Consider the following 12,052-nt stretch of genomic DNA (forward strand, 5'->3'; position numbering starts at 1 on the left):
GCGGGCGGGGCAGGGCGAGCGGAAGCGGCGTCCGGGAACGAGGAAGGCCCGGTGCCGTGGGCACCGGGCCTTCCTCGATGAGTAGCGGGGACAGGATTTGAACCTGCGACCTCTGGGTTATGAGCCCAGCGAGCTACCGAGCTGCTCCACCCCGCGTCGGTTCGCCCCACAGTACGGGCCGGCCGGCGCAGGGCCAAATCGGTGACCGGAAACCGCCTCCGTACGGTCACACCGCCCGGTCGGTGACCGTTCCGGCGTCGACCTCGATCCGGCGGGTGGTGTGCACCGCGTCCAGCATCCGGCGGTCGTGGGTGACCAGCAGCAGGGTGCCGCCGTACGAGGCGAGCGCGGACTCCAGCTGTTCGATGGCGGGCAGGTCGAGGTGGTTGGTCGGCTCGTCCAGGACGAGGAGGTTGACGCCGCGGCCCTGGAGAAGGGCGAGGGCGGCGCGGGTGCGCTCCCCCGGCGACAGGGTGTCCGCCGGCCGCAGCACGTGCGCCGCCTTCAGCCCGAACTTCGCCAGCAGGGTCCGTACGTCCGCCGGGGCCATCTCGGGGACGGCGGCGCGGAAGGCGTCCATCAGGGGGGCATCGCCGGTGAAGAGACCGCGGGCCTGGTCGACCTCGCCGACGACGACGCCGGGGCCCAGCGCCGCGGCGCCCGCGGTCAGCGGGAGGCGGCCGAGGAGGGCGGCGAGCAGCGTCGACTTGCCGGAGCCGTTGGGGCCGGTGATGGCGACGCGGTCACCCCAGTCGATCTGGAGGTCCACCGGGCCGAAGCGGAAGGTGCCGCGCGCCGCCTCGGCGGCGCGCAGGGTGGCGACCACGGCTCCGGCGCGGGGCGCGGCGGCGATCTCCATCCGCAGCTCCCACTCCTTGCGCGGCTCCTCGACGACGTCGAGCCGGTCGATCAGGCGCTGGGTCTGCTTCGCCTTGGCCGCCTGCTTCTCGGTGGCCTCCACCCGGCCCTTGCGGGCGATCTTGTCGTTGTCGGTGGCCTTGCGGCGGGCGTTGCGGACGCCCTTGGCCATCCAGTTGCGCTGGGTGTGCGCACGGGCCTCCAGCGATGCCTTGGTGTCGGCGTACTCCTCGTACTCTTCGCGGGCGTGGCGGCGGGCCCGCTCGCGTTCCTCCAGGTAGGAGGTGTAGCCGCCGCCGTAGGTGGTGACCTGCTGCTGGGCGAGGTCCAGCTCGACGACGGAGGTGACGGTGCGGGTCAAGAACTCGCGGTCGTGGCTGACCAGGACCGTGCCGGCGCGGAGTCCGGAGACGAAGTCCTCCAGGCGGCGCAGTCCGTCGAGGTCGAGGTCGTTGGTCGGCTCGTCGAGGAGGAAGACGTCGTAGCGGGAGAGGAGGAGGGAGGCGAGGGAGGCGCGGGCGGCCTGGCCGCCGGAGAGGGCGGTCATCGGGTGGTCGAGGCCGGTGGTCAGGCCGAGCTGGGCGCAGGTCTCCTCGGCGCGTTCGTCGAGGTCGGCGGCGCCGAGGGCGAGCCAGCGCTCCAGGGCGGTGGCGTACGCGTCGTCGGCGCCGGGGCGCTCGTCGACCAGTGCCTGGGTGGCGGCGTCGAGGTCGCTCTGGGCGCGGGCGACGCCGGTGCGGCGGGCGAGGAAGGCGCGGACCGACTCGCCGGGGCGGCGGTCGGGCTCCTGCGGGAGGTGGCCGACGGTGGCGGTGGGCGGGCTGAGGGCGAGGGAGCCCTGCTCCGGGGTGTCGAGGCCGGCGAGGAGGCGCAGCAGGGTCGACTTGCCCGCGCCGTTGGCGCCCACGAGGCCGATGACGTCGCCGGGGGCGACGACCAGCTCCAGGCCGGAGAAGAGGACGCGTTCACCGTGGCCGGCGGTGAGGTCCTTGGCGATGAGGGTGGCTGACATCAGACCGCCGATCGTAGCGGCCCGGCCGCCGGGCGACCGCTCTAATATCCGGGGATGGAACCGGGCCTGAACACGTATGTCAGCGACGGCACAGCGACCGTCGTCCTCCGCAATCCCGCCAAGCTCAACGCGATGACACCGCGGATGTGGCGGGAGCTGCCGCCGCTGCTGGCGCGGCTGGCCGCGGACGGCGCGGTCCGGTCGCTGGTGCTGACCGGCGAGGGCGGAACGTTCTGCGCCGGTGCGGACATCGCGTCGCTGCGCGCGGGCGCGGGTGAGGCGCAGGCGCTGTCGGTCGCGGCGGAGGAGGCGGTGGCCGCGTTCCCCCGGCCGACGCTGGCGGCGATACGGGGGCACTGTGTGGGCGGCGGGGCGCAGCTGGCGGCCGCCTGCGATCTGCGGTTCGCCGAGGAGGGCGCGGTGTTCGGGGTGACGCCCGCCAAGCTGGGCGTGGTCTATCCGGCGTCGGCCACCCGGCGGCTGGTGCGGCTGGTGGGGCCGACGGCCGCCAAGTACCTGCTGTTCTCCGGTGAGTTGATCGACTGCGCGCGGGCGCTGCGGACCGGCCTGGTCGATGAGGTGAGCCCGGCGGGCGGGCTGGACACGCGGGTCGCGGAGTTCACCGCCGTCCTGGCGAGCCGGTCGTCGGTGACGCAGACGGCGGCGAAGGAGCTGATCGACGGGGCGGGGCAGGTCCCGGCGGAGGAGGCCGAGCGCCGCGCCGCGCACTGGGCGGCCCGCGCACAGGCGAACGGTGACACGGCGGAGGGCGCCGCGGCGTTCCTGGAGCGGCGGACGCCGAGGTTCGGTCCGGCGCTCTGACAGGCGGGAGCGGTCCGGGCCGCGGGGCCGATGCCGGGTGCGCCACGGGACGGAGAGGCGGTCCGGCGGCGGGGCGCGCGGCGGGGCCGGGGACGGGTGCGCCACGGGACGGGGAGGCCGGCGGCCGGGTGAGCTGCGGTGGGCGGGGACCGCCGAGCCCCGCCCACCCGCACCGGGTCCGTCCCTGTACCGGCCGGGCCCCTTCCCGTACCGCCCTTCCGGCCATACCGACGGGTCGGTAACCTGCCGGGTATGACCTCTGCGACCTCCCTGGCGCCGCGCGCCGGACGGCACTGCCACAACGTCGTCAACCCGTTCCACTCGACGCACTACTTCTCCCCCGACCTCGGCGTCGAGCTGGCGAAGCTCGGGGTCGAGGACCGCAGCGCCGGATACTTCGCCGTCCGCGCCGCCGCCATGGGAGCGGTCGGCCCCGGCACGGTCACCGCGACGTTCTACAACTTCAGCCACGCGCTGGTCGCCCGGCACGTCCCCGCCGTCTGGGAGCAGGTGACGCCCGAGGCGGTTCTGGCGGCGCGGCTGCGGGCCGCCGACGCCACGCTGCGGCGGCTGCTCGGCGAGGAGGCGCTGGCGTCGCCGGAGATGGCCGAGGCCGCCCGGCTGGCGCTGCGCGCCGCCGAGGCGGGCAGCCGCTGCGCCCGGCCGCTGTTCGCCGCCCACGCCGACCTGCCCGTTCCCGAAGCGCCGCACCTGGCGTACTGGCACGCCGCGACGCTGCTGCGCGAACACCGCGGCGACGCCCACCTGATGGCGCTGCTGGACGCGGAGCTGGACGGCCTGGAGGCGCTGGTCACGCACAACGCCAGCGGCCGGGGCATGAGCTACCTGGGCGTCATGCGCACCCGCGGCTGGAGCGAGGCGGAGTGGACGGCCGCGCAGGAGCGGCTGCGCGGGCGCGGACTGCTGGACGCCGACGGCGAGTTGACCGAGGCGGGGGTGCGGCTGCGCGCGGATCTGGAGGACACCACCGACCGGCTGGACCGGGCGCCGTACGAGCACCTGGGCCCGGAGGGCGTGGCGCGGCTCACCGAGATCGGCGGGGCGTTCACGCAGGCGGCGATGGCGGCGGGCGCGTTCCCGGCGGAGCTGTTCGGCCGGTAGACCGCTGCCTCGGACCGTACGCCCGTCCGCCGTTCCCGCAGGGGAGCGCCGGGCGGGCGTGCGCCTTCTCACACCCCGGCGCTCCCGGCCGGGCGGTGCGACACCGCGACCGGTGAACCTGCACAATGCAGGCTCAAGCGAGCGCGGGAAGGCGGGTCTGGTTCAACGTGACGGCATCCACCAAGGTCATGGTGTCCATCGAAGCGAGGATCGCCGGGGAGCTCGGCGTCAAGGAGCGGCAGGTGGTGGCCGCGGTCGGGCTGCTGGACGGCGGCTCGACCGTCCCGTTCATCGCGCGCTACCGCAAGGAAGCCACCGAGATGCTCGACGACGCGCAGCTGCGCGCGCTGGAGGAGCGGCTGCGCTATCTGCGGGAGCTGGAGGAGCGGCGCACCGCGGTCCTGGAGTCCGTACGGTCCCAGGGCAAGCTGGACGCGGCGCTGGAGGAGCGGATCCGGGGCGCGGAGTCCAAGGCGCGCCTGGAGGACATCTATCTGCCGTACAAGCCGAAGCGGCGGACGAAGGCGCAGATCGCGCGGGAGGCGGGGCTGGAACCGCTCGCCGACGGGCTGCTCGCCGACCCCTCGGTCGCGCCGGAGGCGGCCGCGGCGGCGTTCGTGGACGCGGACAAGGGCGTCGCCGATCCGGGTGCGGCGCTGGAGGGCGCGCGGGCCATCCTCACCGAGCGGTTCGGCGAGGACGCGGACCTCATCGGTGAGCTGCGGGAGCGGATGTGGTCGCGCGGCCGGTTCGGCGCGAAGGTGCGCGAGGGCAAGGAGGAGGCGGGCGCGAAGTTCGCCGACTACTTCGACTTCGCGGAGCCGTTCACCGAACTGCCCTCGCACCGGGTGCTGGCTATGCTCCGCGGTGAGAAGGAGGAGATCCTCGACCTCACGCTGGAGCCGGACGCGGAGCCCGTCGAGGGCCGTACCTCCTACGAGCGGACCATCGCCGCGAAGTTCGGCATCGCCGACCGCGGGCGGCCGGCCGACGGCTGGCTGCTGGACACCGTCCGCTGGGCCTGGCGCACCCGCGTCCTGGTCCACCTCGGTATCGATCTGCGGCTGCGGCTGCGGCAGGCGGCGGAGGACGAGGCGGTCCGGGTCTTCGCGTCCAACCTGCGGGATCTGCTGCTGGCGGCGCCCGCCGGGACGCGCACGACGATGGGCCTGGACCCCGGATTCCGTACCGGGGTGAAGGTGGCCGTGGTGGACGCGACCGGCAAGGTCGCCGCGACGGAGACGATCCACCCGCACGTGCCGCAGCAGAAGTGGGACGCGTCGCTGGCGACGCTGGCGCGGCTGGCGAAGGAGCACGGCGTCGAGCTGATCGCGATCGGCAACGGCACCGCCTCCCGTGAGACGGACAAGCTGGCCGCCGAGCTGATCGCCGCGCAGCCGGAGCTGAAGCTGACGAAGGTGATGGTCTCCGAGGCGGGCGCGTCGGTGTACTCCGCCTCGGCGTTCGCCTCGCAGGAGCTGCCCGGGATGGACGTGTCGCTGCGCGGCGCGGTCTCGATCGCCCGGCGGCTGCAGGACCCGCTGGCCGAACTCGTCAAGATCGACCCGAAGTCGATCGGTGTCGGCCAGTACCAGCACGACCTGTCCGAGGTGAAGCTGTCGCGTTCGCTGGACGCGGTCGTCGAGGACTGTGTGAACGGCGTCGGTGTGGACGTCAACACCGCGTCCGCGCCGCTGCTCTCGCGGGTCTCCGGCATCAGCTCGGGCCTGGCCGAGAACATCGTCGCGCACCGCGACTCCAACGGCCCGTTCCGCTCCCGCAAGGCCCTCAAGGACGTGTCGCGGCTCGGCCCGAAGGCGTACGAGCAGTGCGCCGGCTTCCTGCGGATCCGCGGCGGCGACGACCCGCTGGACGCCTCCAGCGTGCACCCGGAGGCGTACCCGGTGGTGCGCCGGATGGCCGCCGCGGCGGGCGGCGCGGTGGGCACGCTGATCGGCAACACCTCGGTGCTGCGGTCGCTGCGCCCGGCCGACTTCGTCGACGAGACGTTCGGGCTGCCGACCGTCGGCGACATCCTCCAGGAGCTTCAGAAGCCGGGCCGCGACCCGCGTCCGGAGTTCCGGACCGCGACGTTCAAGGACGGTGTGGAGAAGATCGGCGACCTGACGCCGGGGATGGTCCTGGAAGGCGTGGTGACCAACGTCGCCGCGTTCGGGGCGTTCGTGGACGTCGGCGTCCACCAGGACGGTCTGGTGCACGTGTCGGCGTTGTCGAAGACGTTCGTCAAGGACCCGCGTGAGGTGGTCAAGCCCGGTGACATCGTGCGGGTCAAGGTCCTCGACGTCGACATCCCCCGCAAGCGGATCTCGCTGACGCTGCGTCTGGACGACGAGCCCGGACGCGAGGGCAAGGCCGCGGGTGAGCGGCGTGGCGACGGTGAGCGGCCCGGCGGTCGGCGGCCGGCCGCCCGGCGCTCCGGTGGACGCGCCGACGCGCCCCGGTCGGGCGGCGGCGGACGCGGCGGCGACCGGCGTGGCGGCGGCCAGGGTCCCGCACCCGCGAACGACGCGATGGCCGACGCGCTGCGCCGCGCCGGTCTGCTCGGCGGCGGCGAGGGCGGCGGCAAGCGGCGCTGACCCGGGGCCGGGCCGTGGTCCCGGCGCGCCGGAAGCGGGGCTTCGCGGGGGTTCCCGCGGGGCCCCGCTTCCGTGTCGTGGGCCCGGTGTGGGCGGGGCCGTGCCACGGGGGTCCGGTCCGGATCTCCGCCGTACGGGCGGCTTCGCCCCGTCGTCGGCAGGGGCCCGTACAGGGGGCGAGGCACGGAGCGGCCGGCGGTACGCGGCCGGGTTCCGCGCACCGCACCGCTCCCCCGGCGGTACGCGACCGCCCCGTGGCCTGGGGACATCGCCCCAGGTCCCGGCCGTGCCGCGGTGGCTCAGGGCGCGCCCGTGTGGCCGCGCATCCGTTCCAGTTCGGTGGCCACGTCGGTGAGGGTGGCGCAGTCGGGGACGGGGGCGAGGGGGCGGTCGTGGCGGTGCGGGAGGCGGCGGCCGGGGTCGGCCAGGGCGTCGGCCATCGCCGAGAGCGCCTCGCCGAGCCGGGCGGCCTCCTCGGGGCTCGGGCGGCGCGCGCCGTGGTCGATGCGGACGGCGGCGGCCGTCACCGCGTCGACGACGCGTTCGGCGGCGGCCAGGATCGCGGGCCAGTCGGGGGTGCGTCCGCGGGCGGCGAGGAGTTCGGCGGCGGCGGTCTCGGCCGCCGTCCTGGCCTGGCCCAGGGCGTGGTAGGCGTGGCGGCGCAGCGCCAGCCGCTCGGCGGTGCTCCCGGCGCCGGGACCGGCCGCCAGCACGTGCCGCAGGTACACCTCGGTGGCGCGCAGCGCGGTGACCGCCCGCTGCGCGAGGCGGCGGCGCGGGTCGGCCAGGCGCGGCAGATGGCCGACGACGAGGACGATGCCGCAGGCGATGGCGGTGTCCGCGATCCGCTCCCCCGCCGCCTGGGGGTCGCCGCCCACCCAGACGAACGCCAGCACCATGAAGGTGATCGCCGAGGTCTGCAACGCGAAGTGGCGGGTGGCGAACGGCAGTACCGCACCCCCGATGCCCGCGGCGAGCGCCGGCCACCAGGAGCCGGGCAGCAGCGCGCCGCCCAGCGCGAAGACCAGCACGCCCGCGACGGTCCCGGCGAAGCGGTTGACGGTCCGCGAGAACAGCGGGCCCAGGTCCGGCTTGACCAGGAAGGTCGCGGTCGCCGGGAGCCAGTACCAGTGCTCGGGGTGGAGCAGCAGCGCGACCGCCGCACTGGCGCCGACGCAGACGGCGACGCGCAGTCCGTAGTCGCGGGCGGCGCTCCCCAGCAGATCCCGGCCACGGCGGGTGCGCCGGTCCAGGAAGCCGCGGATCCGGCCGGGCAACGCCCGCCACCGCGCGGGGCGCGGCCCGGGTGCCGTCGGGGCGGCGGCCGGCGCGTCCGGGGCGGAGGGCACGGCCGCCGGTCCGGACGGCCGGTACGGCTCCCCCGGTCCGTCCGTCCCCGCGGGCGCGGACCGGTCGAAGACCACGGCCGCGGCCAGCAGGGCGCGGTCGAAGGCGCCGCGGGCGGCGGAGTTGTTCGCGGGGGCGGAGAGGCGGCCGGGCGCCTGACCGGTGCGCAGTGCGGCGGCGAACCGGCGGGGGCTCGCCGTGACCGCGCCGGGCAGCGGCCTGCCCTCCCACAGGAGCGCCACACTCGCCTCGCAGAGCGCGGTCGCCGCCGCGAACCGCTCGCCCAGCAACACCTCCTCGGCACGGGGCGTACGGCGCAGCAGCCGGTCGGTGAGGCGGCGCAGCCGCAGCGCCTCGTCGGCCCGGTCCAGGGCCGAGGTCAGGCGGCGGCGGGCCGGTTCCGCGTCCTCGCCGCCGACCGCGGTGAGCGCGTCGGCCAGCGCGTCGAAGACGGCGGCGACGGCGGCGCGCTCGCCCCCGAGGGCGCCGCCGGGCGGCCGCGGCGAGCGCAGCACCAGCCGCAACAGCAGCAGCCAGGCGCATCCGGCGAGGACGTACAGGGCCTTCGCCCAGGGCGAGCCGGGCAGCGGCATGCCCGCGCCGAGGACGGCGGTGGCCAGCATCTGCATCCCGGCGGTGGAGCGGACCGGTCCGGCCACGCTCGCGGCGCCGGAGACGAAGGCGACGGCGCACAGCGCGGGCACCGTCCACCATCCGGCGTGCGCGGACTGCAACGAGGCGCCGATCAGCGTGCCGAGGCCGCAGGCGAGGGCGGGCAGTCCGATGTGGACCATGCCGGTGCGCCGAGTGCCGGGCCGGTCGTTGACCCCGGCCATCATGGAGCCGAGGCCGGTCAGGACGCCGGGCGCGGGATGGCCGGTGGCGATGCCGGCGGCGAGCAGCGGCCCCGCGCAGAGCCCGCCGCGGACGACGGCGGGCCACGGCACGGGCAGGCGCTGCCAGCGGAACGGGTGGGCGAGCCAGGCGGGAACGGCCCGCGGGGCGCGGGGCATGTGCCTCCTCAGTCGACGGATGACGAACACGATCCGAGGGGCGACATCGGCCGACGGTGCTGGTCACCAGCGTACGCGGCGGATCTTCCCCCGTCGGGCACCGCCCGCGCCACGGCACGGCCTCCGGGAGCGGCCCGCCGTCCCGGGGCGCGTGCCACGGCACCCCGGCACGGGGCGGCCCGCCGTCCCGGGGCACGCGTCGCGGCCCGCCCGGCAGGGGGCGGTCCGCCGCCGAGCGTCAGCCGCTGCGGGCAACGCCCCGCGGCCCGCCCGGCAGGGGAGGGTTCACCGTCCGGCACGCACCACGCGGCCCGCCCGACGGCCGCCCGCCGCGTCCCGTCCCCGCCGAACGCCGCCGCTCCGCGGCCCGGGGCCCGTACCCGCACCGCCCCCGGTGACGTACGCCCCGCGCCCCCGTCGCCGCCCGGCGCCGATCCGCCGGCCGCCCTCCCCGCCCCAGGTCACCCGCGCGCGTACGCCATCCGTGGGCGGGCCTGCTCTCGCCCGGTCGAAGGGCAGCCGATAGCGTCCGGGTATGACGAGCGAGGCGAACGACATTCTGGTGATCGGTGGCGGTGTCATCGGTCTGACCTCGGCCATCGCGCTGGCGGAGGGCGGGCACCGGGTGCGGTTGGTGAGCCGGGACCCGGCCGCCGACTCCACCTCGGCGGTGGCGGGCGGGCTGTGCTGGCCCTACCGCATCCAGCCGCACGCGCCCGCGGTGCGGTGGTCCCTGCGCGGCTTCGAGATCCTGGGCCGGCTCGCCGAGCGGCCGGACGAGACCGGGGCGCGGATGGTGACCGGGACGATGACCGAGCCGGTGGCCGCCGGGCCGGAGGCCGACGGCGATCCGCTCGCCGCCTGGTACGCGGCCGTGCCCGGTCTGCGCCGGACCCGCCCCGACGAGGTCCCGGAGGGCCACACCGGCTGGCGGGCCCGGACCCCGCTCGTCGACATGCCGACGCATCTGCGCTACCTGGAGCAGCGGCTCCGCGCGGCCGGCGGCACGGTGGAGCGCACCACGTTCACCTCGCTCGCCGAGGCGGGCCAGGAGGCGCCCGTGGTGGTGAACTGCTCGGGTCTCGGCGCCCGTGAGCTGGTGCCGGACCCGCAGGTCCACCCGGTGCAGGGCCAGTTGGTCGTGGTGGCCGACCCGGGGATCGAGGAGTGGTACGTCCGTGCCGCCCCGGGCGCCACGGACACCACGTACGTCCTGCCGCAGCCGTACGGCGTGGTGGTCGGCGGCACCGCGCACGAGAACGCCTGGTCGACGGAGCCCGATCCGGCGGTGGCCGAGGCGATCGTGGCGCGCGCCGCCCGGCAGTTCCCCGCACTGGCCGGGGCCGAGGTCCTGGCACACCGGGTGGGGCTGCGGCCCGCCCGCGCCGCGGTCCGGCTGGCCGGCGAACGGCTGCCCGGCGGTGCCTGGTGCGTGCACAACTACGGCCACGGCGGCGCGGGCGTCACCGTCGCGTGGGGCTGCGCCGACGAGGTCCGGCGGCTGGTGCGCGAGGCACCGGCCGTGTGACGTACGGGCCGTGACCACCGGGCGCGGCGCACCGGGTGCCCGACCGCCGCCGTATCCCGCCCCTCATGTCGTTCATGTGTCAGTTGAGGCCATGGACATGACGAGGGGCGGGAGCGTACATAAGGTCGGAACGGTTCGACCACCCCTACGAGTTGGAGGACTCGGTGCGTCACAGACTCCTCGTCCCGGGCGCGGCCGCGCTCAGTCTGCTGCTGGCGATCCCGGCATCGGCGGCGAGCTTCACCCCCGGCGCGCCCGGTGCGGGCGACTCCTACTACCCGGAGAGCGGGAACGGCGGCTACGACGTCTCCCACTACGACCTGCGCCTGAAGTACCAGCCGAAGACGGACCTCCTGGAGGGCACCGCGACACTGCTGGCCACCACCACCCAGGACCTCTCCCGCTTCAACCTCGACTTCGGTCTGAAGGTCAGCGAGGTCCGCGTCGACGGCACGAAGGCGAAGTTCGCCGCCACCGGCGCCCATGAGCTGCAGATCACCCCGGCGGCGCCGCTGGAGCGCGGCAAGCGGATCAGTGTCGTGGTGCGCTACGCCGGCAAGCCCTCCGAGGTGAAGATCGACGGTTACACCGCGTGGGCCCGTACACCCGACGGCGGTGTGGCGGCGCAGGAGCCGGACTCCGCCGTGTGGTGGTACCCGAGCAACGACCACCCCACCGACAAGGCGACGTACGACATCTCGGTCTCCGTGCCCGACGGCACCCAGGCGATCAGCAACGGTGTGCTGGCCTCGCAGACCTCCAAGCTCGGCTGGACACGCTTCAGCTGGCGCTCCGACAAGCCGCAGGCCACGTATCTGACGACGCTCGCCGTCGGCAAGTTCGACATCACCACGGGCACCACCGAGGGCGGCGTGCCCGTGCTCAACGCCGTCAGCAAGGACCTCGGCGCCAACGAGGGTGCCGCCCGCGCCAGCATCGAGCGCACCGCCGAGATCACCGGCTGGCTGGAGAAGGTCTACGGCCACTACCCCTTCAACGCCGTCGGCGGCTACGTCCCGAACGTCCCCGCCGGGTACGCGCTGGAGACCCAGACCCGCCCGTTCTACGGGAAGAAGGCGTTCGACCGCGGCGCCAACGTCTCCGTCGTCGTCCACGAACTGGCCCACCAGTGGTTCGGCGACAGCGTCTCGCTGAAGGACTGGAAGGACATCTGGATCAACGAGGGCTTCGCGGCGTACGCGCAGTGGCTCTGGTCCGAGAAGGAGGGCGAGGGCACCGCCCAGGAGCTGGCCGACTACGTCTACGACCAGCACCCGGACGACGACCCGTTCTGGACCGTGAAGCCCGGAAACCCGGGCCCGGACAAGCAGTTCGACGACGCCGTCTACGACCGTGGCGCGGTGGCCCTCCAGGCGCTCCGCAACAAGCTCGGCGACAAGGTCTTCTTCGGCCTGCTGAAGTCGTGGCCGCAGGAGCACGCGTACGGCAACGCCTCCGTCGCCGACTTCGTGGCGTTCGCCGAGAAGAAGTCCGGAAAGCCGCTCGCGGACTTCTTCGACACCTGGCTGTTCCAGCCGTCCAAGCCGTCGGCGGGTGCGGCCCGGCAGGCCCTCGGCGCCCGCGCCGCGGCCCCGGCGCCCCGCCCCGCCTCGTGGCCGAAGATCGCGGCCACCCACTCGGTCCACCAGGGCTGAGCACCCGGAGCGGCAGGACCCGGACCGGGGCGCGGTGGCCGTACGCGGCGACCGCGCCCCGGTTCGTCCGCGTACGGGCGCCCCGGTCCGTCACCGCC

At 75.4% G+C, this 12,052-nt stretch carries 7 protein-coding genes and 1 tRNA gene; 5 read left to right on the forward strand and 3 right to left on the reverse strand.

Going from position 1 to position 12,052, the window contains the following annotated elements; all coding sequences use genetic code 11:
- Positions 1 to 82 precede the first annotated feature (82 nt).
- Positions 83 to 156 (reverse strand) — tRNA-Met (locus ACZ4M8_RS23395).
- A gap of 70 nt (positions 157 to 226) precedes the next feature.
- The gene (locus ACZ4M8_RS23400) at positions 227 to 1,870 is read right to left on the reverse strand and encodes an ABC-F family ATP-binding cassette domain-containing protein (protein ID WP_467610300.1); all 1,644 of its coding nucleotides are present in this window, start codon (positions 1,868 to 1,870) and stop codon (positions 227 to 229) included.
- A gap of 54 nt (positions 1,871 to 1,924) precedes the next feature.
- Here ACZ4M8_RS23400 and ACZ4M8_RS23405 point away from each other — a divergent pair, with 54 nt between their 5' ends.
- The 3 genes from ACZ4M8_RS23405 to ACZ4M8_RS23415 all read left to right on the forward strand — a co-directional run bounded on the left by ACZ4M8_RS23405 (position 1,925) and on the right by ACZ4M8_RS23415 (position 6,411).
- Entirely contained in the window at positions 1,925 to 2,692 is a 768-nt protein-coding gene (locus ACZ4M8_RS23405) for an enoyl-CoA hydratase/isomerase family protein (protein ID WP_467610303.1), read from the forward strand.
- A gap of 252 nt (positions 2,693 to 2,944) precedes the next feature.
- Positions 2,945 to 3,814, forward strand: a complete 870-nt coding sequence (locus tag ACZ4M8_RS23410; RefSeq protein WP_467610305.1) for an SCO6745 family protein — start codon at positions 2,945 to 2,947, stop codon at positions 3,812 to 3,814.
- A gap of 188 nt (positions 3,815 to 4,002) precedes the next feature.
- Entirely contained in the window at positions 4,003 to 6,411 is a 2,409-nt protein-coding gene (locus tag ACZ4M8_RS23415) for a Tex family protein (protein WP_467610614.1), read from the forward strand.
- A 299-nt stretch (positions 6,412 to 6,710) separates the two neighbouring features.
- Here the strand turns inward: ACZ4M8_RS23415 and ACZ4M8_RS23420 are convergent, their stop codons facing one another.
- Positions 6,711 to 8,771, reverse strand: a complete 2,061-nt coding sequence (locus tag ACZ4M8_RS23420; protein WP_467610307.1) for an FUSC family protein — start codon at positions 8,769 to 8,771, stop codon at positions 6,711 to 6,713.
- A 535-nt stretch (positions 8,772 to 9,306) separates the two neighbouring features.
- Between ACZ4M8_RS23420 and ACZ4M8_RS23425 the strand changes: the two genes are divergently transcribed.
- Both ACZ4M8_RS23425 and ACZ4M8_RS23430 read left to right on the forward strand, forming a co-directional pair.
- Positions 9,307 to 10,299, forward strand: coding sequence for an FAD-dependent oxidoreductase (locus ACZ4M8_RS23425; protein ID WP_467610310.1), 993 nt, complete (start codon positions 9,307 to 9,309; stop codon positions 10,297 to 10,299).
- Positions 10,300 to 10,463: 164 nt separating this feature from the next.
- Complete coding sequence (locus ACZ4M8_RS23430; protein WP_467610312.1) at positions 10,464 to 11,954, forward strand: M1 family metallopeptidase; 1,491 nt, start codon at positions 10,464 to 10,466, stop codon at positions 11,952 to 11,954.
- Positions 11,955 to 12,052 lie beyond the last annotated feature (98 nt).

Source organism: Streptomyces sp. NPDC027185, from assembly GCF_055567035.1.